Source organism: Streptomyces sp. CS113, from assembly GCF_002188365.1.
Taxonomy (GTDB): Bacteria; Actinomycetota; Actinomycetes; order Streptomycetales; family Streptomycetaceae; genus Streptomyces; species Streptomyces tendae.
In genome coordinates this window covers 638,304-662,284 of the sequence record NZ_KZ195574.1, presented here as the reverse complement: position 1 = coordinate 662,284, position 23,981 = coordinate 638,304, and the positions used below count along the sequence as shown (strand labels likewise).

Below are 23,981 nucleotides of genomic sequence, written 5' to 3'. Positions count from 1 at the left end.
GGCCCGTGTTCAGTCGTCGAAGTGAGTCTTCGACCCCGCGGTGGAGGTCGTGGTCCCCAGTTCTCTCAGCAGCGCGTGGTCGCAGGCGGCCACCCGCCCGTCGAGGAGCACGTTCAACTGCAGCCCGGAGTCGTAGACGTACGGAGTCGTGGCTTCCAACTCCACTGCGGGCCGTGCGTAGTTGAGCGCGAACGGTTGCATCGTCTCTCCCTAGTCGGTGCTGCGCCGATCAGACGACGGCCCCTGTGCGCCGTCATCTGGTCCGCCGACTTCCTTCGGCTTCCAGAGACTTATACGAATCGAACGGGTGATTGGTTTCCTTACGCTGCGTAATCACCGGGCGAGCCGGTGGCCCGCCGCCGCTCCGCGGGGTCGCGCCGCCCGCCGATCGGGCCGCGCGCGGAGCGCAGCGCCAGCAGCAGCACGCCGATGTCGTCCAGGTAGACCGGATCCGGCAACAGGTCCGCCGGGAGCACCAGGTAGAGGACGGCGCCCCAGAAGACCCAGCGCGGGCCGGTCGGCAGGCCCGCCCGCCTGAGGTCCCGCCGGGTGCGGACCAGGCGCACCAGCACGGCGAGAGCCGCCGCGAGGACCAGCGCCGCGAGCAGCACCGCCACGACGATCACGGTGGTCGTATCCACGGGCCCCTCCTCCGGCGCGCGGTACGCGCCTCCCTACCCGGATGCCCGCTCGCGGGGGCGGCAAGACCTGGGGGCGGGGTCTCTCATCCCTGTGGCCCACCGAAGTGGCACGGTGCGGTGGACATGCCTAGTAATGGCAGCACACAGCGCGAGTCGCATGTCGGGGACGCAGGGCGGCCGCACCCCCACCACACGGAGAGATCATGACCACCGGCTCTTCATCACCCCGCTCGCCCGAGTACGCCATATCCGCCCTGGACCTGCCCACCGGGGAGACGACCACGACCACCGGCACGGCGCGGCCGCCGGGCGCGGAACCCGCGGCCCGGACGTCCACCGGCCGGCCCGCGCCCGAGCACGAGGGCGACATCTGGGACGTCGACCTCGAAGAGGACGACCTCCCCGAACTCGAGCCCGACCCCGACCTGCCCGTCTCCGACGCGGGCACCGCCCCGGACGCCGAGGGCGAGGCCGGGGCCGCCGACGGCGCGGCGCACGCGTACGGCGATCCCGTCGGCGATCTGGTGCGCGCGGCCGTGGCCGACCGGCCGCTGGACGAGGTCGTCGACCTGATCACGACCATGGAGCAGTCACCGCAGTACGCGCAGGCCACGATCGACGCGCTCCGCGCGGTCGGCGTGAACCGGTCCGTCGAGGACGTCACCCGGCTGGTCGGCCTGCTGACCCGGCCACCGCGCCAGTCCGACAGTGCCGACGAGGCGATCCGGGCCGCGGCGGAGTGCCGCTCCGTGGAGGACGTGACCCGGCTGATGGCCCTGCTGCACCGCACCCCCCTGGAACCGCACTGCGGGCAGGAGGCCGTGCGCGCCGCCGCCACCGGCCGCCCGGTCGAGGAACTGGTCGAACTGATCGGCCGGCTCGCCGAGGACGGACACGTACGCCCGGAGCGGCCCGACGCCCGGCGACTGCGGGCGGCCCGGGACGCGGCCGACGAGCACGACGGAGGCGAGCCCGACGCCCGGTCGCGGGAGGGGTTCACCGGCGCCGGGGACAAAGCGGACCGCCGTGGCCGTGAACGCCGCAGGACGCCACGCCCGTTCCGCCGGGGACGCGACCGCGAGGCGTCCCGAGCGGCGCGCGACCGGGCGGAATCCCGTGCGCCGGGTCGCGACGGGTCCGGTGCACCGCGTCGCGACCGGTCCGGTGCGGCGCGCGAGCGCGACATGGCCCGTGCGGCGCGCGAGCGCGACCGCGCGGCACGGCGCGCCGCCCGCGGCCCGGCCTGGCCGGCCTGGCTCACCGTGGCGGTCCTCGCCGGGTGCGGCGTGGCCTACTTCCCGCTGCACCGCGGCGACGCGTCGGCACCGGCCTACGGAGTGGCACTCGGCCTGTCGGCGCTCTGCCTGGTGCTGGCCCTGCTGCTGACCGTGCGGCCCGCCGTACCGCTGCTCGCCGCCGCGGTCGTGGGACCTGCGGCGCTGGCCGCGGCCAAGCTCTACGGCAGCGCCACCCCCTCGGCGCGGGTCTCCCCGGTCACCGACCTCACGCTGGCTCCGGTCTGGATCGCGGTCGCCGTGGCCGTGGTCGCCTCGCTCGTCGCACTGACGGCACTGTGCGTGCGGGTGGCCGCACCGGCCTCCGCGCGGCGCAGGCCGACCCGCTCCGTCGCCGTGGCCGGGCGCACCGCCGCGGACTGACCGGCGGCCACCACCCCGCGTCCCGACAGCCCGTGGTCCGCGCCGGCAGGTGAACCGGCGCGGACCACGCGTCCGTCCCTCAGACGCCCAGCATGCCCGCGGGATGCCCGTGTTCCAGCAGGGCGGTGAGCACCCGGTCGGGAGTGAGCGGCAGTTCCCGCAAGCGGATGCCGGTGGCGTGGTGGACGGCGTTGCCCACGGCCGCCGCCGAGCCCACGATCCCGATCTCGCCGATCCCCTTGCTGCCCATGGGGTTGAGGTGCTCGTCCTCCTCGTCGACCCAGTACGCCTCCAGGTCCGCGACGTCCGCGTGCGCGGGCACGTGGTACGACGCCAGATCGCGCTCGACGAAGTCGCCGAACACCGGGTCCACCGTGCTGTCCTCGGTCAACGCCATGCCCAGGCCCATCGTCATGCCCCCGATGAACTGGGAGCGGGCCGTACGCGCGTTGAGGATGCGCCCCGCGGCGAAGACGCCCAGCAACCGTGTCACCCGCACCTCGCCGGAGACGGTGTCCACCGTCACCTCGGCGAAGTGGGCGCCGAACGCGTGCCGGGCGAAGGGACTCTCCGCGTCCGCCGTCCCGGAGGTGTCGGCCTCGGCCGCGATCCCCTCGTCCGGCAGCGGCCCCGACCGCTCCGCCAGCCGGCCGGCCAGCCGGACGCAGGCCTCGTGAACGGCCGACCCCCAAGAGGCGGTGCCCGAGGAACCCCCGGCCATCGGCGCGAACCCGATGCCGCTGTCGGCGACGTCCACCCGCACCTGGTCCAGCGGGGCACCGAGGGCGTCGGCCGCGACCTGCGCGAGCACCGTCCGAGCGCCCGTGCCGATGTCCGTGGCGTTCACCCGCACCAGGAAACCGCCGTCGGGCAGGGCACGCGCCGAGGCGACGCAGGGGGAGACCAGCACCGGGTAGGTGGCCGAGGCGACCCCGCTGCCGATCAGCAGGGGCCCCGCCGCACGGGACCGGGGCCGGGGATCGCGGCCCTCCCAGCCGAAGCGCCGGGCGCCCTCGCGCAGACACTCCACCAGATGCCTGCTGCTGAACGGCTTTCCGCTGTCCGGCTCGCTCCCCGGTTCGTTGCGGATCCTCAGCTCCACCGGGTCGACGCCGAGTTCGGCGGCCAGTTCGTCCATCGCGGACTCCAGGGCGTACATGCCGGGGCACTCGCCGGGGGCGCGCATCCAGGAGGGCGTGGGGACGTCCAGTGCCGCCACGCGGTGGACCGTGCGCAGGGCGGGGGCGGCGTACATGACCCGCGCGGGGACCGCCGCCTGCTCCACGAACTCCTTCACCCGCGAGGTGTGTGTCGTCACCTCGTGCACGAGCGACGTGAGCCGGCCGTGGCCGTCCGCGCCCAGGCGCAGCCGGTGCAGGGTCGGCGCGCGGTGCCCGACGACGGCGGGCAGATAGCGGCGCGGCAGCGCCACGGTCACCTGCCGGCCCGTCTCCCGTGCCGCCATCGCCGCGAGTACCACCTCGGGGCGCGGTGTGCCCTTCGAGCCGAACCCGCCGCCCACGTGCTCGGCGCGCACCGTGATCCGGTCCTCGGGCAGTCCGAACAGCCGCGCCAGCTCCTTCTGCACCGCCGTGGTTCCCTGACTGGAGCAGTGCACGGCCAGCCGGTCGCCGTCCCAGTGCGCCGTACTGGCGTGCGGTTCCATCGGGTGGTTGTGCAGCGGCGGCACCCGGTACTCGACGTCCACCCGGGTCGCGGAGCCGGCGAACGCGCCGTCCGGGTCGCCCTGCTCGGTGACGGCCGCGAAGCCGCCGTTGGCCGACTCGGGGATGTACGCCCCGGAGTGCGAGGCGGTCAGCGTCACGTCGTGGGGCTCGGTCTCGTAGGTGATCCGGACGGCGGCGGCTCCGGCGCGGGCCGCCTCCAGCGTCTCGGCCACCACCACGCCCACGAACCAGCCCCGGTGCGGGACGTGCGGGTCCTGGAGCACGGCCAGCGTCGGGTCGTCCGGAGTGCCGAGCCGGGGCGCGTTCTCGTGCGTGAGCACCGCGAGTACGCCGGGCAGTTCGAGCGCGGCCGCGGTGTCGACGCCGGTCACCCGGCCCCGTACGACCGTCGCGGGTATCGGCCAGGCCTGGGCGCGGCCCGGCGCCGGGTACTCGGCGGCGTACCGGGCGGTGCCGGTGACCTTCTCCCGCCCCTCCCGGCGCTCGACCGGAGCGCCCAGGACGGCATCGGTGGCGGTCATGGAGTCCTCCTCGTGGACGCCTCGGTCGTCAGGTCGTGGCGGGCGGGGCGAGCCGGCCCAGTACGTCCAGGGCCAGCCGGCGGGCCAGCGGCACCTTGTAGGCGTTGTCCCGCAGCGGTTCGGCCGCGGCCAACTCCAGGTCGACGGCGTGCTCGAACGCCGCCGTCGTGGGCGCCGCGCCGCGCAGCGCGTCCTCGGCCCGCCGTGCCCGCCAGGGGCGGTGCGCCAGCCCGCCGAAGGCGATCCCGGCCCGCTCCACCACCCCGTCCGCGAGGTGCAGCACCACGGCGACGGAGGCCAGTGCGAAGGCGTACGACGCCCGGTCGCGGGCCTTGCGGTACGCCGAGGGGAGCCCGGCCGTGGCCGCGGGCAGGACCACGCCGGTGATCAGCTCGCCGGGGTGGATCTCGGTGTCCCGCTCCGGATGCAGTCCGGGCAGCCGGTGGAAGTCGGCGGCGGGAACGCTGCGGCCGCCCTCGGGGCCGTGCAGCTCCACGCGCGCGTCGAGGGCGGCCAGCGCCACCGCCAGATCCGAGGGATGGGTGGCGATGCACTGGTCGGAGTGGCCCAGCACCGCGTGATCGCGGTGCACGCCCTCCAGCGCGCCGCAGCCGCTGCCGGGCTCCCGCTTGTTGCAGGGCTTGGACACGTCCTGGAAGTAGGGGCAGCGGGTGCGCTGCAACAGGTTGCCGCCGGTGGTGGCGGCGTTGCGCAACTGCCCGGAGGCACCGGCCAGCAGCGCCTGGGACAGCGCGGGGTAGCGGTCGCGCACCGCCGGGTGGGCCGCGAGGTCGCTGTTGCGGACCATCGCCCCCGCCCGCAGCGCGCCGTCGGGCAGTTCCTCCACGGTGTCCAGCGGCAGCCGCGTGACGTCGACGAGCGCGGTGGGCGTCTCCACGCCGAGCTTCATCAGGTCGACGAGGTTGGTGCCGCCGCCGAGGTAGCGGGCGCCGGGGTGGGCCGCGAAGGCCTCGGTGGCCTCCTCGACGCTGCCCGCGCGAACGTAGGCGAAGGGCTTCACGGGATCACGTCCTCGACCGCGTCGGCGATCCGCGGATACGCACCGCACCGGCACAGGTTGCCGCTCAGCCGCTCCCGGATCTCGTCGCGGCCCAGCGCGACGGGCTCCCCGGAGGGCGTCGCCGGATCGGTGACGTGGGAGGGGTGCCCGGCCTCGGCCTCGGCGAGCGCGCCGACCGCCGAGCAGATCTGCCCGGGGGTGCAGTAGCCGCACTGGAAGGCGTCGCGGTCCAGGAAGGCGCGCTGCAACGGGTGGAGTTCCTCGCCGTCCCCGGCGAGACCCTCGACGGTGGTGACCTCGCAGCCGTCCAGGGCGACCGCGAGCAGCAGGCAGCTGTTGACGCGCCGTCCGTCGACCAGGACCGTGCAGGCGCCGCACTGGCCGTGGTCGCAGCCCTTCTTGGCGCCCGCGAGGTCGAGGTCCTCCCGCAGGAGGTCCAGCAGGACCCTGCGGTGGTCCACGGTGAGGGTGTGCGGCTTGCCGTTGACGCGGAGCGTGGTCCGGGAACTGGAGGACTCCGGTGGGCGGGAAGCGGGGGCGCTGTCGTGCTGGCTGTCCATGGCGTCGATGACCTTCCGGGACGGGCCGTGCTCCTGTGCCGTCCGCGTATCCACCTCGCGCCGGATGACACGTGAGGGTGCCCTCACCCGAGGGCACGGCACGGCACGGCACCGCCGTCCCGCGTCGCCGGGGCCCGCCCCCGCCGCGCGGGCGTCCGACGCGGGGAGGTGTCCACGACCGGTGCGGCCGGCCCGGGCCCGGGCGGAGCCACCGAGCCTTCCGGCGTACCGGCCGCGCTCCGCGGACTCGCAGCCGGTGCTCGCCCGGGCCCGGGGCCCGCGGGTCCGGCTCCGGCCCGGGGCCGCCTCCGGCCCGGGGCCCGCCGGTCTCGTCCGGTCGGGGACCCGCGGCCCGGTCCGGTGCCCCGGGCGGCCGGAAGACGTCAGTCGTCGGTCGCCGGGGTCCCGGGAGGCTTCGTGGTGTCGCGGTCGTCGGCGTCCGGGCGCGGGGTCCGGGCGGAGCCCCTGAACCGCTCCAGGGTGCGGGTCAGACCCCGCAGGGGAGAGGCCGGCGGCGGCTGGGACGGTGCCGGTCCGGCCGGTGCCGCCGGGGCGGACTCCCGGTACACGGCGAGGGCCTCGGCCGCGCGTTCCGCCGCCTCCCGGTACAGATCGCGGGACTGGGTCATGGCCTCCAGCGCCTCGGCGTACATCTTCACCAGCCTGCGCTCGCGCTCCAGCTCCTCCTCCAGCGTCAGCAGCCGCCAGTCCTCCCGCAGCGAGCCGAGGGCCGCCACCGCGTCGTCGGGCAGCGGCCTGGGCAGCGCGGCGAAGGACGTCACCGCCGCGATCAGCGCGGTGGGCTCGGAGCCGTCCAGGAAGACGGTGCGGACGGAGAAGTCGGCGGCGGCGTAGTCGGCCGGGGCCGGTGTCCCGGGCAGCACCACGGCGCCGCCGCGCGGCACCTGCACCCCGAAGTCCTCCAGGGCCCAGTTCACCACCCGGAGCTGCTGCGGCGCGGCCCGGTGCTCGACCACCCGGTGCCGCAGACCGGCCGGCAGGCGCTGCGCCAGCGGCACCCGGCCCCGGTGGTCCGGGGTCATCGCCTCGTGCACCACCACGTGGATGTTCCACGGGCTGCGCCCGGCCTCCTTGAGCAGCCGGCGCACGGCCTTGTCGTCGTCGGGAAGGGTGTTGATGCCCCGCAGGCGCAGGCCCGTGGCGGCGTCCCGGTCCCAGGTGACGTCCGGGTCGTCCGGCCAGAACACGGTGGCGGGGGAGGGCCAGTCGAGGTCCCAGGCCTCCTCGGCCTCCGCGAGCAGCGTCCAGTCCTGCCCGCCCGCCGAGCCGGGCTCCAGGATCAGCCGGGCCCGCACGGTGACGGCCCCGGGGGCCTTCCAGCGTGCCTCGAAGATCCGCGGGCCGGGAGCCCCCGCGGCCGGGGGCTCGGCGGCCGGCTCCTCGACCGGCTCCAGGAAGTCGTCGACGACGTGGTCGTCCTTGAGCCGCTGGAGCCGGTGCCGGACGGTGTCCTCGGCCGCGGAGCCGACATGGCGGCCGCGAGCGGCCCACAGCGTGGGCGGATGCGTGGGGCGGGCGGTGGGAGAGGTCGGCATGGGTCCATCGGGCAGCAGGGGCACGGACGTAGGCAAGTATCGTCGGCGCAGGTCAGCGGAGAGCACCCGGGGGGTCCGCCGACCGGGCGTGCCGCGGCGCGGTCGGCCGTGGCGCGGGTGCGTCGTGAGCGAGGGTGGGCAGGAGCAACCCGACCGACCGTACGGCACGAGAAGGAGCGACCTGATGAACCTCGACCTCGGCGGACGCACCGCACTGGTGACGGGCTCCTCGCAGGGCATCGGGGCGGCGATCGCCGCCGGACTGGCGCGGGCGGGCGCCACCGTGGGCGTCAACGGGCGCGACGCCGACCGCCTGGCGGAGAGCGTCGAGAAGCTGCGGGCGGAGGTGCCGGACGGCACGTTCGTGCCGGTCGCGGCCGACCTCGGTACCGAAGAGGGCGCCGGGCGGGCCCTGGAGGCGCTGCCCGACGTGGACATCCTCGTGAACAACCTCGGCGTCTTCGGCGCCGCGCCCGCGCTGGAGATCAGCGACGCCGAGTGGCGCCGCTACTTCGAGATCAACGTCCTCGCGGGCGTCAGGCTGACGCGCGCCCATCTCCCCCGGATGAGGGAACGCGGCTGGGGCCGGGTGCTGTACATCGCGAGTGACTCGGCCGTCGTGATCCCGGCCGAGATGATCCACTACGGGGTCTCCAAGACGGCCCTGCTCGGTGTGGGCCGCGGCTTCGCCAAGGAGGCCGCGGGCAGCGGCGTCACGGTGAACTGCGTCATCGCGGGACCCACTCACACCGAGGGCGTCGAGGACTTCGTGTACCAGCTGGTCGACCGCGACCTGCCCTGGGACGAGGCACAGCGCGTCTTCATGCGCGAACACCGCCCGCAGTCCCTGCTCCAGCGGCTGATCGAGCCGGAGGAGATCGCCAACCTGGTGGTGTACCTCAGCTCCCCGCTCGCCTCGGCCACCACCGGCGCGGCCGTCCGGGTCGACGGCGGTTACGTCGACTCGATCCTGCCGTAGCGTCCCCGGCTCGTCGTCCCCGGCTCAGTCGTCGTCGGCCGCGCGCCGCCGGTCCGCCTCGTTCCAGGCCCGGGTGTCGCGCGGTTCGACGTACGGCTCCTCCTCGGGCGGGTGGCCGCCGTCGATGACCCGCTGCCGGGCCAGCTCCGCGTCGAACTCCAGGCCGAGGAGGATGGCCAGGTTCGTCACCCAGAGCCACACGAGGAAGATGATGACGCCCGCCAGGGTGCCGTACGTCTTGTTGTACGAGCCGAAGTTGGCCACGTAGAAGGCGAACCCGGCGGAGGCCAGCAGCCAGATCAGCAGCGCGACCAGGCTGCCCGGAGAGATCCACTTGAATCCCTTGACCCGGGCGTTCGGCGCGGCCCAGTAGAGGATCGCGATCATGAAGGTGACGAGCAGGACCAGCACCGGCCACTTGGCGATCGACCACACGGTCAGCGCGGTGTCGCCGACGCCGAGCGCCGTGCCCGCCTGCCGGGCCAGGCTTCCGGTGAACACCACGATGAGCGCGCTGACCACCGCGAGCACCAGCAGCACCACCGTCAGGGCCACCCGCAGCGGCAGTACCTTCCAGACGGGGCGCCCCTCGGGCACGTCGTAGACCGCGTTGGCGGCGCGGATGAACGCGGCCACGTAGCCGGACGCCGACCAGACCGCGCCCACCAGACCGACCACCGCCAGCACGGAGCCCAGGCCCGCCTTGGCCTGCAATTGCTCCACGGCGTTCGTGATCACGTCCCGCGCCGAACCGGGCGCGAGCTTCTGCACGTTGTCCAGGACCTCCTGGGTGGCGGACTCCCCGGCGATGCCGAGCAGCGAGACCAGCACCAGCAGGGCCGGGAACAGGGACAGGATGCCGTAGTAGGTGAGGGCCGCGGCCCGGTCGGTCAGCTCGTCGTCCTTGAACTCGGCGACCACGCGCCGCGTCAGCGCGGACCACGAGCGCCCGGGCAGTTCGGTGGGGGAACCGGGGGCGGCGGCCTCGGTGGCGGCGTCGGGACCGTAGTCCTCGGCCGTCTTCTCGTCGGCCGGTCCGTCCGCCGGTGCGTCCTTCGGGTGCTTTCCTCCGCGGGGGAGGTGGAGTCGGGCCATGCACCCCGGGTTGCCCGTCTCGGCGCGAGCACGCTCCCCCACCGGAAGGGCCCCGGACCGGGCCGAACTCCGCAGTATGCCCGAGCGCGCGCACGTTCCTCTGGAAAATGCCAAAGCGCTCACCGGATGCGTGCACTTTCCGTAGTGTCGTCGTCACGTTCGCGGTACTGCCGTGCAGGGGAGGGGATCCGGCGTGCCCGGAATCGACGAGAGTCTGCTGGAAGCCATGCGACTGCCGGGCGCGCGCGGTGCGTCCCTGGTCGACTGGATCAGCGGGCTCGCTCTCGGCGCCGTCGGCGAGGCGCCGGGCGGCGACTGGGAGGCGACGGCCGCGGAGACGGCGGAGCTGGGCCGGCACGTCGCGGAGAGCGGCTCGCTGGCGGCGGGCGGCGCTGCCGATCCCGGGAAGGAACCCCCGGTGGAGGACCTGATCGCCACCACCGGCGACGCCTACCACCTGCTCAGGTTCGTCAGCACCCCGTTCGACAGCACCGTCTTCCTCCACCTGTGGCTGGACCGCAACGACGGAAACCTCGCCCTGGCCCGCATCCGGCTGGCCGAGATGGCCGACCGGCTGGTGCTCGGATGACCCGGGTGACGACCACCTGGACCACCCACGGGACGACGTCGGACGCGCTCGGTGCCCTCGCGGCCGAAGGGGCGACCGGCGCCCTGTCGGGCGAGCGGGGCATCGTCTACCTCTCGGCGGGCCGCGTCGTGCACGTGGAGTCGGCCTTCACGCCCGATCTCGGCGCGCTGCTGACCCGCAGCGGCGCCGTCCCGCCGGACGGCTGGTGGGACGCGGTCGACCGGGGCGGCACCGAGCACCGGGTCGGCCACCGGCTCGTGGACAGCGGGCGGCTCGCCGCGGGCGCGCTGGAGGTCTGCCATCTGGGCGCGCTGTTCGACGCGGCGTACTTCGTGCTGGCCCACGACACGCGTGCGCGGCGCTTCCGGCCCGGCGCGGTGCACTGGCTCGGCCCGGTCCGATCCGTCCCGGTGGACGTCGTCGTCCGCGAGTCCGGACGCCGACGCGACCTGCTGGACCGGATCTGGCCCGACCCCGCCGTCGACACCCTCCCCCTGACCCGGGTGCCGGGCGTCGGCACCGCCGAGCTGCCCGGACGGCGCGGCCGCACCCTGGCCCAGGTCGACGGCGTACGGACCGCCGCCGAGATCGCGTCGGCACTCGCCTGCCGCACCTACCACACCCTGGTCGAACTGCGGCGCCTGGCCGCCGACGGCCTCGTCCGTGCCGCGCCACCCGCCGCCCCGCCCCTTCCCCCCGGTCCGGAACCGCGGGCGGTCGTGTGGGACGACCCCGACACGGCCCTGCTGCGACGGCTTCGAGACGCCTTGGAGGCCCTGTGATCCGCGCGCGCCGCCGGCGCGACGAAAGGAGACTGCTCATGGCCGTCGAGAGCGACGTCCTGGACGAACTGCACCGACTGCGCAACCGCGTGCCCCAGCTGACCGGCTCGCTCGCGGCCACCGTGGACGGACTCGTCCTCGCCCACGACGCGCCGGGCACCGAGCCCGAGGGGCTCGCCGCGCTCACCGCGGCCGCCCTCGGCGTCGCGCAGCGCATGGCCGAGGCCACCGCGCGCGGCGGCTTCCGCGAGCTGCTCCTGCGCGGGGCCGACGGCTACGTCGCCACGTACGCCGCCGGTCCGGCCGCCGTGCTCACCCTGCTCGCCGACGGCCGGGTCAACGTGGGCCGGCTGCACCTGGAGGGGCGGCGCAGCGGTGCGCGGATAGGGGAGCTGGTCGCCGCCGGCCTCGGGCCGGAGCGCGGCCGGGCCCCGGCCGCCGAGCACGGTGCGACGCTCCCCGCCCAGCCGGCCCGCCCCATCGGCACCCTGCCGGTGCGCACACCGCAGCGGCCCGCACACCAGCCCGCTCCCCGGGCCGGCGGCCACCACCGGCCCACCTGACCCACCTCGCCACACCGATCACGTCCGGAAAGGAAACCACCATGGCCAACCTGGAGACCTCACTCAAGGAATGCCTCAGCTCCATCGACGGAGCGACCGCCGTCGCGCTGGTCGACTACACCAGCGGAATGGCGCTCGGCACCCTGGGCGGCGGCAAGGACTTCAACCTGGAGGTCGCCGCCGCGGGCAACACCGACGTCGTGCGCTCCAAACTGCGCACGATGGAGCACCTCGGTCTCAAGGACGAGATCGAGGACATACTGATCACCCTGAACACGCAGTACCACCTGATCCGACTGCTCAAGGGCCGCGGCGGCAACGGGCTGTTCCTCTACCTGGTGCTGGACGCGAGCCGCGCCAACCTGGCCATGGCCCGCCACCAGCTGCGCCGCATCGAGACCGACCTGGAGGTCTGAGCCCGGCCGCCGGTTCGCCCCGCACGGCCCCGCGGACGCGTCCGGCGCCGGTGCCCCGCGAGGGGAACCGGCGCCGGACGTCGGGGCTCAGGCGCCGCTCTCGCGGAGCATGTCCTCGCGCTCGACGTACTTCACGCGCTCACGCCCGTGCGGTTCGCCCTGCGCCTTCTCCGCGGCGTCGAGCCGGTACCAGCCGTCCCAGGTGGTGAAGCGGACGTTCCGCTCGGCGAGGAACGCGTCCACGGCCTCGGGAGCGGGCGAGGAAGGCGTCTGGAGGCGGCCGTTCGCGTAGTCGTCCAGCAGGTTGGACACCGTCTCGTTGGCGTCGCCCTTGGTGTGCCCGATCAGACCGATCGGACCGCGCCGGATCCAGCCGGTGACGTACGTCGACTCCAGGTGCTCGCCGGACTCCTGGACGACCCGGCCGCCCACGTCCGGGACCGTGCCCGTCTCGAGGTCCCAGGGCAGCTTGGGCAGCTGGTCGGAGAGGTAGCCGACGGCCCGGTAGACCGCCTGGACGTCCCAGTCCTTGAACTCGCCGGTGCCCTTGACGTTGCCCGTGCCGTCCAGCGCGGTGCGCTCGGTGCGCAGGCCGGTCACCTGGCCGTCCTCGCCGAGGATCTCCGCGGGCGACTCGAAGAAGTGCAGGAACAGCTTGTGCGGCCGGTCGCCGACGTCCCGGATCGCCCAGTTCTCCAGCGTCTTGGCGACCATGTCGGCCTGCTTGTTGCCGCGCCGGGTCGCGATCGAGCCCTCGTCGTAGTCGATGTCCTCGGGGTCGACGATCACCTCGATGGTGGGGGAGTGGTCCAGCTCCCGCAGCTCCATCGGGCTGAACTTCGCCTGCGCCGGGCCGCGACGTCCGAAGACGTGGACCTCCAGCGCCTTGTTGGCCTTGAGGCCCTCGTAGACGTTCGGCGGGATCTCGGTGGGCAGCAGCTCGTCCGCGGTCTTGGCGAGGACACGGGCGATGTCCAGGGCGACGTTGCCGACGCCGAGGACGGCGACCTTCTCCGCCTCCAGCGGCCAGGTGCGCGGGAAGTCGGGGTGGCCGTCGTACCAGGCGACGAAGTCCGCCGCGCCGTACGAGCCGTCCAGGTCGATGCCGGGGAGGGACAGGTCCCGGTCCGCCGTGGCGCCGGTGGCGAAGATCACACCGTCGTAGAAGGCGCGCAGATCGTCCAGGCTGACGTCGGTGGGGTAGTTCACGTTGCCGAAGAGGCGGATCTGCGGCTTGTCGAGCACCTGGTGCAGGGCCGTGATGATGCCCTTGATCCGCGGGTGGTCGGGCGCGACGCCGTACCGGATGAGGCCGAACGGGGCGGGCATGCGCTCGAAGATGTCGATGGAAACACCGGGGTCGGCGGCCACTTCGGACTTGAGCAGGGCGTCCGCCGCGTAGATCCCGGCCGGGCCGGATCCGACGATGGCTACCCGCAGAGGGCGGGGCATGTTCAGGTTCCCTTCGAGCGGTGACAGATCGACTCTCCGGGAAGCCTAAGCTAAGGCAAGCCTAAGTCGGTACGCGGGTCCGGTCTATGAGGTCATAAGGACGCCTTATGGGATCTCATGGTTCGGGTTTGGGGGCCGGTCCACGGTACGGGCGGACGGCGCGGGTTTGAAGCCCCGGTCACGGGTGACGCAGGCGGAGGGACCGGTGGCGCGTCCCTTGCCGCCTCACGAGGGGAGCCCGTGTGCAGCCTCCGGACGACAGCCTGGACCCCAACCGCTGGCGGGCCCTGTGGGTGACCCTGGTCGCCGGATTCATGACCCTGCTGGACGTGACGATCGTCGCCGTGGCCCTGCCCTCCATGCAGCAGGGACTGCACGCCTCGCCGGCCTCCGTGCAGTGGGTCGTCTCCGGCTACGCGCTCGCGTTCGCCCTGACCCTGGTGACCGCGGGCCGGATCGGCGACGCGTTCGGCAGGCGCCGCGTCTTCCTCGCCGCCCTGGCCGCCTTCGTGCTGTGCAGCGCCGCGGCGGGGGCCGCGCCCGGCATCGAGCTGCTGGTGGTGGCTCGGCTCGCGCAGGGAGTCGCCGCGGGCAGCATCGCGCCGCAGAACTCGGCACTGATCCAGCAACTGTTCCGCGGCGCGGAACGCGGTCGCGCCTTCGGGCTGTTCGGCGCCACCGTGGGGGTGTCGAGCGCCGTGGGACCGGTCGTCGGCGGTCTGATCCTGGCCCTGGCCGGGCCCGAGGGCTGGCGGTGGATCTTCTACGTGAACGTGCCGGTCGGCCTGCTCGCCCTGGTGCTCGGCTTCCGTCTGCTGCCCCGGGTGGCGCCCGGCGGCCGAGGACACCTCGATCCGGTCGGCGTGACGCTCCTCGGCGCGGGCATCCTGGCGCTGATGCTGCCGCTGGTCCTCGCCGAGGGCGGCGGCCTCGCCAAGGTGTGGTGGCTGTTCCCGGCGGGGGCACTGGTCCTCGTCGCCTTCGCGCGGTGGGAGCGCCGGGTCGCCCGGCGGGGCGGTCAGCCGCTCCTGGAGCCGGGGCTGCTCACCCGGACCCGCGGCTACGCCACCGGCGCCGGCCTGGCCGCCCTGTACTTCGTCGGGTTCAGCGGGGTGTGGCTGGTCTTCGCCCTCTACTTCCAGAACGGCCTGGGCTACTCACCGCTCGTGTCCGGCCTGGCGGTGACGCCGTTCGCCGTGGGCTCGGCCGTCGCCGCCGCCGTGGCGGGCCGGCTGGTGGAACGGCTGGGGCGGCTGCTGACCGTGTGGGGACTGGTCGCCGTCATGGTGGGGCTGGGCACCACCGCGCTGCTGCTCTGGCTCGCGCCCTCCGGCCCGGCCGCCTGGCTCGCCGCCCCGGCGCTGCTGCTCGGCGGACTCGGCAGCGGCTGTGTGATCTCCCCGAACATCACCATGACGCTCCGCGACGTGCCGGTACGGATGGCGGGCGCCGCCGGGGGCGCCCTTCAGACGGGCCAGCGGCTGGGCGGCGCCGTGGGCACCGCCGCGCTGCCGGGACTCTTCTACCTGACGCTGAACTCCACCCACGACGACTACCACGAGGCCGTGGCCCTGTCGGTGGGCACCGGCGTCGCCGCCATGCTGTGCGCGCTGACCGTCGCGGTCCGCGACTGGCGCCGGGACCGCCCCGACGACGACCGCGGCTGCCCGCCGGAGACCTCCCACAGCCACACCCACGCCGGTCAGAACTGACCGCCCCGCCGGCTCCCGGGACAGGGGCGCTCAGCGGCGCTTGCCGAACCTGCGCAGCATCTCCTGGGCCTGTGCGCGGCGGCGCGGGTCCGAGGCGGCCCTGCGCACCTGCTCGGTCGCCCGGCGCCCCTGGGGGCTGCGCGCGAACTGCTTGATCCGGTCCAGTACTCCGGCCATGACGTTCCTCCGAGTCGACGACGGACCTGCCTTGCCCGTGCTCGTACCCGGTGTCCGGCCCGGCACCCCTGCCCGCGGTCGGCGTGTTTGGGCCCGCCGCACGGGGGACCCGCCGGGCAGGACATCGCAACCGAACGCCGAGAGGTGAACCACAGTGGCCGGCAACCAGAAGTCCAAGGCCAAGATGGAGCAGGCCAAGGGGAAGGCCAAGGAAGCGGCCGGCCGGGCCGTCGGCAACGAGAGGATGACGGCCGAGGGCCGCGCCGAGCGGTCCAAGGGCGACGCCCGGCAGGCCAAGGAGAAGGGCAAGGACGCGTTCCGGCACTGACACGGAACACGCAACCGGCGGCACACGGGCCGCGGAACCAGGCGTACGGCCGGTTCCGCGGCCCGCGTCCTGCCCGGGACACCCCGGCGGGGGCGAGGCCCGGGGCCCGGGTCAGCCGATGTGGTAGGCGTCCCCGTACACGTGCCAGTCCAGCGGCGGCTCGAGGTCGAGGTTGCCCTCGTTCAGGAAGACGCGCTGCGCCGTGTCGACCCGGCTGGTGTCGCTGTGCGCCTCTTCCTGCTTCATGGCCCACACCCGCTCGTCCAGGAAGGCGTGCAGGTACGCGACCTCGTCGCCGCCCTGGGCCGGCGGGCGGGCCCGGCCGAGGGCGCGCTCGCGGATGCTGCCGAATCCGAGGCCGCCGCCGTCGCCGTGCATCACCATCGCGTCGTAGTACGCGAACTGCCCCAGCGTCCGCAGCCCGTCCTCCTTGCCGCGCCGTACGGCCGGGCCGAAGTACACGCGGTCGCGCTCGTCGTCCTGGGCCCGGCGGAACTCCGGGTCGGCGTCGGCGGCCCGGCGCCAGGCGTCCGGGAAGCCGGGGTCGAGGCCCTCGTGCGAGTCGGAGCCGTCGACCCGGTGCAGCGCGGGCAGATAGGGCGCGAGGACGTTTCCGGGACTGCGCTCGGCGTACAGCTCCACCAGGTCGAGCATGTCGCCGGTGCCGGAGCAGAAGCCGATGATGCCGGCGGTGTAGCCGCGACCGTCACCGATGTCCTCGATGTACCGGTACTGCGCCTTCCAGTCGAGCGAGGAGTTCTCCGCGCTCGACACCAGCTGCATGGCGATCTCCTTCTTCGCCGGGTCGTCGAGTCCCGTCGCGCGCGCGGACGTCGCCGCGGCGCGCGAGGGGGTGAGCAGGGGGACTGTCGCCAGGGACGCGCATGCCATGGCGAGCACGGTACGGCGCGAGGGGCCTGCGGGGCGCGCCGGGTGGGGGAAGGGGTGCCTCACGGGATCTCCAGGGTGGGGGTGGGGGATGGGAGTGCCGGGCACTGATAGGAAAGTTTCCTACCAGATGCCGGGCGTGCTGGGCACCCGTCGCGCACGAGATTGGTACGGAACGGGGGCGGCCACCGCCCCGCGACCGTCAGGGCACCGGCTGCTCCGCCCAGATGACCTTGCCCGCCGGCGTATAGCGGGTGCCCCAGCGCTCCGCGAGCTGGGCGACCAGGAAGAGGCCGCGGCCGCCCTCGTCCGTCATGGCCGCGTAGCGCAGGTGCGGGGAGGTGCTGCTGCTGTCGAAGACCTCGCAGATCAGACTGCGGTCGCGCACCACCCGGACGTGGACGGTCTCCCCGCCGTACCGGATCGCGTTGGTGACCAGCTCGCTCAAAATCAGCTCCGTGGTGAACGCCAGCTCGTCCAGGCCCCACTCGTCCAGCCGCCGGGTGACCTGGGAGCGGATCTCGGCGACCGCCGCCGGGTCGTTCGGGACGTCCCACTCGGCCACCTGGTCCGGGCCCAGCACCCGGGTCCGGGCGACCAGCAGGGCGATGTCGTCGCCGGGCCGGTCCGGGAGCCGGGCGTCCAGGACGGTCCGGCAGGTCTCCTCGGGCGTCTCGCCGGCCGTCTCCAGGGCCCGGCGCAGCTGTTCCAGACCGACGTCGATGTCGTGCGCGCGGTCCTCGACCAGCCCGTCGGTGTACAGCACCAGCCGGCTGCCCTCGGCCAGCCGCAGTTCCGTCGTCTCGAACGGGAGGCCGCCCAGGCCCAGCGGGGGCCCCGCGGGCACCTCCGGGAACTCCACGGTGCCGTCGGGGCGGATCAGGGCCGGCGGCGGATGACCCGCACGGGCGATCACGCAGGAGCCGGCGACCGGGTCGTAGATCGCGTAGAGGCAGGTCGCCCCGGTCACCGGGGCGGTGCTGTCGTCGGCCGCCTCGTCCTGGTCGATCCGTCCGACCAGCTCGTCCAGGAGCCCGAGCAGTTCGTCGGGCGGCAGGTCGAGGGCGGTGAAGTTGTGCACCGCCGTGCGCAGCCTGCCCATGGTGGCGGCGGCGTGCAGTCCGTGCCCGACGACGTCGCCCACCACGAGCGCGACCCGGGACCCGGACAGCGGCAGCACGTCGAACCAGTCCCCGCCGACCCCCGCCTGCGCGGGCAGGTAGCGGTAGGCGACGTCCAGCGCGTTCTGCTCCGGCAGTCTGCGGGGCAGCAGACTGCGCTGGAGGGTCACCGCCATGCTGTGCTCGCGGGTGTAGCGGCGGGCGTTGTCGATGGAGACCGCGGCCCGCGCGACCAGTTCCTCGCCGAGTGCCAGCTCGTCCTCGTCGAAGGGCTCGGGCTTGACCGACCGCCAGAAACTCACCACGCCGAGCACCAGGGTCCCCGCGCGCAGCGGGACGGTGATCAGCGAGTGGATGCCGTACTCCACCACCTGTGCGGAGCGCTCGTAGTCCTGCGCCTGCCAGCCCGGGGCCTCCCCCAGCCGGGGTTCCAGGACGGCCCGGCCGCTGTGCAGGGTCCGGCCCTGCGGGGAGGTTTCCACGTAGCGGATCTGCCGGCCCACCGGATAGAGCGGGACGTCCTCGGTGATGCCGCTGAGCGCGGTGCGGCGCAGCGGCGTGACACCGCCCGGCTGGCCGCCGGCCAGCACGGTGTCGAAGAGGTCGACGGTGACGTAGTCCGCGAACCGGGGCACGGCCAGCTCGCCCAGCTCCTGCGCCGTACGGGTGACGTCCAGGCTGGTCCCGATGCCCACGCCGGCCGCGTAGAGGATGTCCAGGCGTTCCCGGGCGGTCTCGGCCCGGCCGGACAGGGCCCGCAGCTCGGTGGAGTCGCGCAGCGTCGCGACACTGCCGGCCGGGCCGCCCCGCACGTCCGTGGGGCGCTGGTTGATGGCCAGCAGCCGGTCCTTGACCAGGTGCACCTCGTCGGTGGCCGCCTGACTCGAGGCGAGCAGCTCCGCCAGGTCGGACGGCAGCCCGAGCGCGCTGACGTGCCGCCCCTCGGCGTCGGGGGGCAGGGCGAGCAGCCGACGGGCCTCGTCGTTGGCGAGCAGCAGCCTGCCCTCGCCGCCGACGATGAGCACGCCCTCGCGGACGCTGTGCAGGACGGCGTCGTGGTGTTCGTACATCCGGGTCATCTCGTGCGGTCCCAGGCCGTGCGTCTGCCGCAGCAGCCGCCGGCTCACCAGGGCCGTGCCCGCCGTCGCCAGGGCCAGTCCGACGGCCGCCGCGCTCAGCACCAGGGGCAGCTGGCGGTCCGCGACCCCGCCGACGTTCTCGGTCGTGATGCCCGCCGAGACCAGGCCCACGACCCGGCCGTCGGGGTCCTCGATCGGCACGATGGCCTGCACCAGCGGGCCGATGGTCCCCTCGATCTCCTCGGTCACCGTCCTGCCCGCCAGCGCGGGGGCGATGTTCCCGACGAACTTCTTGCCGATGCGGTCCGGCTTGGGATGGGTGTAGCGGATCCCCTCGGCGTTGGTGACCACCACGAAGTCCACGTCCGTCGCCTTGCGCACCGCCTCGGCGCGGGGCTGGAGCACCGCCGTGGGGTCGGGGTCGCGCAGTGCCTGGAGGATGCCGGGGGAGTTGGCGAAGGTCTCGGCCACGGAGGCGGACCGGTTGCGGGCCTCCACCGTGCTGTCGTGGCGCACCTGGAGCACCAGCGCGACCGCCGCGGCCACCACCAGCAGCAGCACGATGACCACGTTCATCACGAAGACCTGGCCGGCCACACTGCGTCCGGACAGCGCCGAGCGCAGTGCCGAGGCAGGCCGCCCCGCTTCCCCTCCCCGCCCTGACCGGTCCGCGTCCTGCCGGTGTCGGGCGTGCGGGCCGCCGGGACGACGGGGTGACCGTTCTCCCGATCGACCCATCAGTCGGACCATGTGCCCATGTCTACACTGCCGCGCCCGCGGAGGCGAGGGCCACTCCCCGTGACGCGGGGGGTCCGCCGGGCAGGTCGGGCGTTCCGGTGCGCCCTGGGTGCGTCCGTCCGGGTGCGGCGTGACGGTCGGTGACGGGGCGTTGACCCGGCGGACGCGAGTCCGTAATCTCCTCCCCGACATTCGGAAATACTCTCGAAACTTTCGATCTGGCGATGCAAAGGAGGGATGGCATGAGCATGACTATGAGGCGCCTGGCGAGAGCGGTCACCGCCGGTCTCGTGGCCGCGGCCGCGCTGACGGCCGCCGCCCGCTCCGCCGAAGCCGCCGGCACGCCGGGGTTCGCGGCGGCCGGCCACGAGCGCCACTTCGGCACCGCCGTCGCGGCGAACCACCTCGGCGAGGCCGACCGCGCCGCCACGCGGGACCGCGTCCCACTTCATCTCGTTCCCGGGGCCACTGCGAGGGAGAGATCCGCAGCCGGGACGTAAACGGCACGCCCACCCGGAGCGGCAACGTCAAGACCGTGTGGCCGAGCTGGAACGGCACCCCGGCGGCCGGCGGCCGGCGCGTCGACCGGCTTCGGGTTCGCCGTGCGAAGAACGGCGGCGACGCCGCACCGACGGTCGGCACCTGCACCGCCTCCCGACCCGCCCGCCGACCCGCCCGCCGACCCGCCCGCCGGGCCGGCCGCCGCGGGCGCGGTGGGCCCGGACCGTTCGGAAAGCGGCGCGTCCAGCGGAAGTTGGGGCAAAGGGATCGTGGGAAGCGTCCTGATGCGTATCGTGAGAACCGGGGACCCTCGCTCCCTCCACGCGGCCCCGGACCGGACGGTGAGGCTCGGTATGACTCCGGCGCACGGACCCGACAGGGGCGCCTCCGCCGTGTCCGCGGTCGTGGAGTTCAGGGGCGGATCGGCGATGATCCCCGCCTCCAGGGACGTCGTGCAGGGCTTCGTCACGCGACTCGCGGAACGGGGCCTGGACCTGACGGACGCCTTCGTGGACGCCGCCCGGCTGGTCGCGACCGAGCTGGTGACCAACGCGCTGCGGCACGCGCCCGGCCCCTGCCGGCTGGAGCTGACCCTGGTGGACGACCGGGTGGAGTTCGCGGTGTCGGACACGGGGGACGCCTTTCCCACGTTCCGGCCCCGCGACCCCGTGCGGGTCGGCCGGCACGGGCTGGAGATCGTGACCCGGCTGTGCGGCGAGGTCATCACCAAGCCGCACGCGGGCGGGAAGACGGTGTACGCGCGGCTGCCGCTGGTCTGACCCGCTCCTCACGCGGTGAGGGCCTGCTCCACACTCGGGTAGCAGGGAATCAGCGCGTCGACGCCCACCAGCCGCAGCACGCGTTCGACGGCGTCACGCGGTGCGGCGAGCCGGAGCCAGACGCCGCGGGACTCGGCGGCCCGGTGCGCGGAGATCAGGACGTTGATGCCGCTGGAGTCGAGGAATCCCACCTCGCCGAAGTCCACCACCGTGCCGGGCGCCGACTCCACCGAGGCCAGCAGCACGTCGCGCAGCTGACTGCTGCCGTCGAGATCGACCTCTCCGGCGAGGATCACGAGGCCGACGCCGTCGCCCGTGGTGGTGCGGGTGATCAGCAGCCGCTCCGGTACTGCCGCTCCCTCGATGTCCGCCACGCTGCCCTCACCTCTCGTGTGCGCCGCATATGCCCCGGCCGTCGTCGGTGGCTTGATGTTAAGGCTCTTCGCGGCCCGCGTGGACCACTTGGACGGACCGGAACACCTTGGCCCGACCGGCCACGAGATGCTCGACGCGCGCGACGGCGCTCCGCTGACTACGGTCGGAGATGTGGTGGCACACACATTCGAGGAACTCGTGCAGAAGCGCCGCGCGGCCGACCTGGCTCAGCACCGGGTCGAGGAGCTGCGCGACTCGTACGGGCCTCCTACGCAGCATCAGTGGACCACGCGGCAGTCGGACACCTACGAGACCGCCGTACGGGCCTGGCGCGACCTGGACCGGGACGCGCGGACCGCGATGGCGGAGTACGTCAAGGAGGGAGGCCAGTCCCGGCACAAGATCGAGGCGAAGCTCCGCAAGGCCGTCCAGGAGGACGACCGGAGCACCTGACCGGAAGCGGCGCCGTCGACCGCGGCAGAGGGAGCTATCGCTGCCCCCGCTCCGCCGCGGCCTCTGCGACGAGGTCGCGTACGGCGTCCAGGGCCGCCGCCCGGTCCTCGGGGACCAGGCCGATGCGGGTGCGCCTCTCGAGCAGGTCGGCCTCGTCGAGGGCGCCCTCGTGGCGCAGCGCCCACACCAGTTCGGCCCCGGTGACGGGGTGGCCGGGCAGCACCCGCTCGGCGAGGCGCGGATCCCGGGCCGCGAGGGCCTGGACCGCCGGGGCCTCGGTGCCGTAGTGCCGTACCAGGCGGCGCGGTGCCCGGACCTCGGCCAGGGCCCGCGGAGCGGCGGCGCCGACCAGGGGCAGCGCGGCCGTGGGCGACGGGCCGGCGGCCAGCCCGCGGGCGGCGACGGCGGCGTCCACGGCGTCCTCGGCCATGCGCCGGTACGTGGTGAGCTTGCCGCCGACCACCGTGATCACGCCCTCGGACGAGGTGAGCACGGCGTGCCGGCGCGAGACGTCGGCCGTGCGGGGCCCGGCGCCGGGCCGGTCCGACGGCGTGGTGTCGAGCAGGGGGCGCAGGCCCGCGAAGGCGCCCACCACGTCCTCGCGGTGCACCGGCGCCTCCAGCACCGAGCCGAGCACGTCGAGCAGGAAGCCGACGTCCGTCTCGGGCACCTCCGGCACGTCCGGCACGTCCCCGTCCACCGGCTCGTCGGTGAGACCGACGTAGACGCGGCCGTCGCCCTGGGGCAGGACGAGGACGAAGCGGTTCGTCTCGCCAGGGATCGGCACGTGCAGGCCGGCCGGGAGCGGGCCGAGGCGCTCGGAGCGCAGCACGAGGTGGGTGCCGCGGGAGGGGCGGATCCGGATGCCGTCCACGAGGCCGTCCGCCCACACCCCGGAGGCGTTGACCACCGCGCGGGCCCGTATCACGCCCTCCTCGCCGGTCGTCTCGTCGCGTACCCGGGCGCCGGAACCGGTCAGCTCCAACGCCCTGACCCGGGTCAGGATCCGCGCACCGCGGGCCGCCGCGGTCCGGGCCAGCGCCGTCACCAGCCGGGCGTCGTCGGCGAGCCGGCCGTCCCAGGAGAGCAGGCCGCCGCGCAGCGGGTCGGAGCGCAGTGCCGGGGCGAGGTGCCGGGTCTCCACGGCGGACAGCCGGCGCGGCGCGGGCAGCGTGGCCCGTGCGGTGCGCGCCGCCAGTCGCAGGGTGTCCCCGGCCCGGAACCCGGCCCACGCCAGGGCGCCCTGGCCGCGGGAGACCAGCGGGGTGAGCGGCAGGACGAACGGCTGGGCGCGCACGAGGTGGGGCGCCGTGCGCTCCATCAGCACCCCGCGCTCCACCGCGCTCTCGTGCGCGACGTCGAGCTGGCCGGAGGCGAGGTAGCGCAGGCCGCCGTGGATGAGCTTCGAGCTCCACCGGGAGGTGCCGAACGCCAGGTCGTGCGCGTCCACGGCGACGACGCTCAGACCCCGGGCCGCGGCGTCCAGCGCGGCACCGGCACCGGTCGCGCCGAGCCCGACGACCAGGACGTCCACCACGGGGCCGCCGACGGCGTCGGCCACCTCGCGCGCGCGCCGTGCGGCGGACAGGGAGGCCCCGGCGGCGGGGCGGCTGGTGGGGATCATGGGGCGAGGGTCCTCTCCAGGATGGTGCGCAGCTCCGCGAGGAGGGCCGCGGGGGTCAGCTCGGCGTCGTCCTCGTCGGTCATGGTCCGCAGCGACAGGGCGAAGGACTGCACGACCAGCAGCACCGACCGTGCCTGCCGCCCGGTGTGGGTCCGGCGCACCGACCCGTCGGCGTGGCCCTCCTCCAGCGCCTCGGCCAGCAGCCCCAGCAGGGCCTCCTGGCTGGCCCCGCGCCGGTCGAGGACGTAGGGCAGGAGCAGCTCCGGATCGACGTCGACGATCTTGCGGAAGAGGGGGTGGGCGCGGAACGCCTCCACCCCCGCCACCAGGCCCTCGACGATGCGCGACCGGGTGCCGGTGTCCGGTGCCGGGCCGGGGATCGCGCCGGTGGCCACCGCGATCCACTCCCGGGTCATCAGGTCGCCGACCAGGGACCGCACGTCCGGCCAGCGCCGGTACAGCGTCATCCGGGAGACGCCGGCGCGGCGGGCGACGTCGGTCATCGTCGTGCGCCGCACCCCGACGGCCATCACGCAGTCGCGCACGGCGTCCAGCACCGTGTCGTTGTCCGAGGGGGTCTGCCTGCTCGCATGGTTGTGACGGTTGGGCGTCATGTGTAACAGTGTAACGCCCAGGGGGGCGGTGCGTACGGCATCCCTCGAAGCGACCGTGAGGACGACAGGCA

25 protein-coding genes are annotated in these 23,981 nt (G+C 74.4%); 11 read left to right on the top strand and 14 right to left on the bottom strand.

The genetic code is table 11. The annotated features are described in order from the left end of the window. Positions 1-9: 9 nt before the first annotated feature. Both tgmA and B9W62_RS02685 read right to left on the bottom strand, forming a co-directional pair. Entirely contained in the window at positions 10-201 is a 192-nt protein-coding gene (gene tgmA / locus B9W62_RS02690; RefSeq protein ID WP_003978169.1) for a putative ATP-grasp-modified RiPP, read from the bottom strand. 119 nt (positions 202-320) lie between these two features. Further along, the gene (locus B9W62_RS02685; protein WP_087804806.1) at positions 321-641 is read right to left on the bottom strand and encodes a YkvA family protein; all 321 of its coding nucleotides are present in this window, start codon (positions 639-641) and stop codon (positions 321-323) included. 203 nt (positions 642-844) lie between these two features. Here B9W62_RS02685 and B9W62_RS02680 point away from each other — a divergent pair, with 203 nt between their 5' ends. Continuing rightward, positions 845-2,299, top strand: a complete 1,455-nt coding sequence (locus tag B9W62_RS02680; protein WP_087804804.1) for a hypothetical protein — start codon at positions 845-847, stop codon at positions 2,297-2,299. Positions 2,300-2,378: 79 nt separating this feature from the next. Here B9W62_RS02680 and B9W62_RS02675 read toward each other — a convergent pair whose 3' ends face one another. The 4 genes from B9W62_RS02675 to B9W62_RS02660 all read right to left on the bottom strand — a co-directional run bounded on the left by B9W62_RS02675 (position 2,379) and on the right by B9W62_RS02660 (position 7,645). Continuing rightward, positions 2,379-4,508 carry a xanthine dehydrogenase family protein molybdopterin-binding subunit gene (locus B9W62_RS02675; RefSeq protein WP_087804802.1) on the bottom strand — a complete coding sequence of 710 codons (2,130 nt, stop codon included), beginning with the start codon at positions 4,506-4,508 and terminating at the stop codon, positions 2,379-2,381. Positions 4,509-4,536: 28 nt separating this feature from the next. Then, entirely contained in the window at positions 4,537-5,529 is a 993-nt protein-coding gene (locus B9W62_RS02670; protein WP_087804800.1) for an FAD binding domain-containing protein, read from the bottom strand. After that, positions 5,526-6,089, bottom strand: coding sequence for a 2Fe-2S iron-sulfur cluster-binding protein (locus tag B9W62_RS02665; protein ID WP_087804798.1), 564 nt, complete (start codon positions 6,087-6,089; stop codon positions 5,526-5,528). The genes B9W62_RS02670 and B9W62_RS02665 overlap by 4 nt, the downstream gene beginning before the upstream one ends. A 383-nt stretch (positions 6,090-6,472) precedes the next feature. Further along, positions 6,473-7,645 (bottom strand): hypothetical protein, encoded by a 1,173-nt coding sequence (locus B9W62_RS02660; protein WP_087804796.1) that lies wholly within the window; start codon positions 7,643-7,645, stop codon positions 6,473-6,475. 184 nt (positions 7,646-7,829) lie between these two features. Here B9W62_RS02660 and B9W62_RS02655 point away from each other — a divergent pair, with 184 nt between their 5' ends. Beyond that, complete coding sequence (locus B9W62_RS02655; RefSeq protein ID WP_087804794.1) at positions 7,830-8,624, top strand: SDR family NAD(P)-dependent oxidoreductase; 795 nt, start codon at positions 7,830-7,832, stop codon at positions 8,622-8,624. A gap of 24 nt (positions 8,625-8,648) precedes the next feature. Here B9W62_RS02655 and B9W62_RS02650 read toward each other — a convergent pair whose 3' ends face one another. Beyond that, the gene (locus B9W62_RS02650) at positions 8,649-9,719 is read right to left on the bottom strand and encodes a YihY/virulence factor BrkB family protein (protein WP_087804792.1); all 1,071 of its coding nucleotides are present in this window, start codon (positions 9,717-9,719) and stop codon (positions 8,649-8,651) included. A 193-nt stretch (positions 9,720-9,912) separates the two neighbouring features. On the opposite strand from B9W62_RS02650, the gene B9W62_RS02645 reads away from it, so the two are divergent. Genes B9W62_RS02645 through B9W62_RS02630 form a run of 4 tightly spaced genes read left to right on the top strand, consistent with a single transcriptional unit; the run spans position 9,913 to position 12,069 of the window. Then, entirely contained in the window at positions 9,913-10,308 is a 396-nt protein-coding gene (locus tag B9W62_RS02645; RefSeq protein WP_087804791.1) for a hypothetical protein, read from the top strand. Further along, entirely contained in the window at positions 10,305-11,090 is a 786-nt protein-coding gene (locus B9W62_RS02640) for a hypothetical protein (RefSeq protein WP_179235311.1), read from the top strand. Before B9W62_RS02645 ends, B9W62_RS02640 begins: the two co-directional genes overlap by 4 nt. A gap of 38 nt (positions 11,091-11,128) precedes the next feature. Then, complete coding sequence (locus B9W62_RS02635; RefSeq protein ID WP_087804789.1) at positions 11,129-11,653, top strand: roadblock/LC7 domain-containing protein; 525 nt, start codon at positions 11,129-11,131, stop codon at positions 11,651-11,653. Positions 11,654-11,694: 41 nt separating this feature from the next. Beyond that, the gene (locus B9W62_RS02630) at positions 11,695-12,069 is read left to right on the top strand and encodes a roadblock/LC7 domain-containing protein (protein WP_087804787.1); all 375 of its coding nucleotides are present in this window, start codon (positions 11,695-11,697) and stop codon (positions 12,067-12,069) included. Positions 12,070-12,156: 87 nt separating this feature from the next. On the opposite strand, the gene B9W62_RS02625 is transcribed toward B9W62_RS02630, so the two are convergent. After that, positions 12,157-13,521, bottom strand: coding sequence for an FAD-dependent oxidoreductase (locus tag B9W62_RS02625; protein ID WP_087804784.1), 1,365 nt, complete (start codon positions 13,519-13,521; stop codon positions 12,157-12,159). A gap of 242 nt (positions 13,522-13,763) precedes the next feature. On the opposite strand from B9W62_RS02625, the gene B9W62_RS02620 reads away from it, so the two are divergent. Continuing rightward, positions 13,764-15,233 (top strand): MFS transporter, encoded by a 1,470-nt coding sequence (locus B9W62_RS02620; protein ID WP_087804781.1) that lies wholly within the window; start codon positions 13,764-13,766, stop codon positions 15,231-15,233. A gap of 30 nt (positions 15,234-15,263) precedes the next feature. On the opposite strand, the gene B9W62_RS02615 is transcribed toward B9W62_RS02620, so the two are convergent. After that, the gene (locus B9W62_RS02615; RefSeq protein WP_167343967.1) at positions 15,264-15,410 is read right to left on the bottom strand and encodes a hypothetical protein; all 147 of its coding nucleotides are present in this window, start codon (positions 15,408-15,410) and stop codon (positions 15,264-15,266) included. A gap of 154 nt (positions 15,411-15,564) precedes the next feature. On the opposite strand from B9W62_RS02615, the gene B9W62_RS02610 reads away from it, so the two are divergent. After that, on the top strand, positions 15,565-15,738 hold the full coding sequence (locus B9W62_RS02610) for a CsbD family protein (RefSeq protein ID WP_087804777.1): 174 nt from the start codon (positions 15,565-15,567) through the stop codon (positions 15,736-15,738). 111 nt (positions 15,739-15,849) lie between these two features. Here the strand turns inward: B9W62_RS02610 and csnA are convergent, their stop codons facing one another. Continuing rightward, positions 15,850-16,692, bottom strand: a complete 843-nt coding sequence (gene csnA, locus B9W62_RS02605) for a chitosanase CsnA (protein WP_087804775.1) — start codon at positions 16,690-16,692, stop codon at positions 15,850-15,852. Positions 16,693-16,828: 136 nt separating this feature from the next. Next, positions 16,829-19,423 (bottom strand): SpoIIE family protein phosphatase, encoded by a 2,595-nt coding sequence (locus tag B9W62_RS02600; protein ID WP_087804773.1) that lies wholly within the window; start codon positions 19,421-19,423, stop codon positions 16,829-16,831. Positions 19,424-19,806: 383 nt separating this feature from the next. Here B9W62_RS02600 and B9W62_RS02595 point away from each other — a divergent pair, with 383 nt between their 5' ends. Both B9W62_RS02595 and B9W62_RS02590 read left to right on the top strand, forming a co-directional pair. Continuing rightward, positions 19,807-20,064, top strand: coding sequence for a hypothetical protein (locus B9W62_RS02595; protein ID WP_256976166.1), 258 nt, complete (start codon positions 19,807-19,809; stop codon positions 20,062-20,064). A gap of 354 nt (positions 20,065-20,418) precedes the next feature. Continuing rightward, entirely contained in the window at positions 20,419-20,844 is a 426-nt protein-coding gene (locus B9W62_RS02590; RefSeq protein ID WP_087804771.1) for an ATP-binding protein, read from the top strand. A gap of 8 nt (positions 20,845-20,852) precedes the next feature. Here B9W62_RS02590 and B9W62_RS02585 read toward each other — a convergent pair whose 3' ends face one another. Continuing rightward, positions 20,853-21,218 carry an STAS domain-containing protein gene (locus tag B9W62_RS02585; RefSeq protein WP_087804769.1) on the bottom strand — a complete coding sequence of 122 codons (366 nt, stop codon included), beginning with the start codon at positions 21,216-21,218 and terminating at the stop codon, positions 20,853-20,855. Positions 21,219-21,393: 175 nt separating this feature from the next. Here B9W62_RS02585 and B9W62_RS02580 point away from each other — a divergent pair, with 175 nt between their 5' ends. Then, on the top strand, positions 21,394-21,672 hold the full coding sequence (locus tag B9W62_RS02580; RefSeq protein ID WP_179235925.1) for a hypothetical protein: 279 nt from the start codon (positions 21,394-21,396) through the stop codon (positions 21,670-21,672). 34 nt (positions 21,673-21,706) lie between these two features. On the opposite strand, the gene B9W62_RS02575 is transcribed toward B9W62_RS02580, so the two are convergent. Together B9W62_RS02575 and B9W62_RS02570 are read right to left on the bottom strand one after the other, a co-directional pair. After that, positions 21,707-23,296 (bottom strand): glycerol-3-phosphate dehydrogenase/oxidase, encoded by a 1,590-nt coding sequence (locus B9W62_RS02575; protein WP_087804765.1) that lies wholly within the window; start codon positions 23,294-23,296, stop codon positions 21,707-21,709. Then, positions 23,293-23,910: a TetR/AcrR family transcriptional regulator gene (locus B9W62_RS02570; protein ID WP_087804763.1), complete on the bottom strand. Its 618-nt coding sequence runs from the start codon at positions 23,908-23,910 to the stop codon at positions 23,293-23,295. Before B9W62_RS02570 ends, B9W62_RS02575 begins: the two co-directional genes overlap by 4 nt. Positions 23,911-23,981 lie beyond the last annotated feature (71 nt).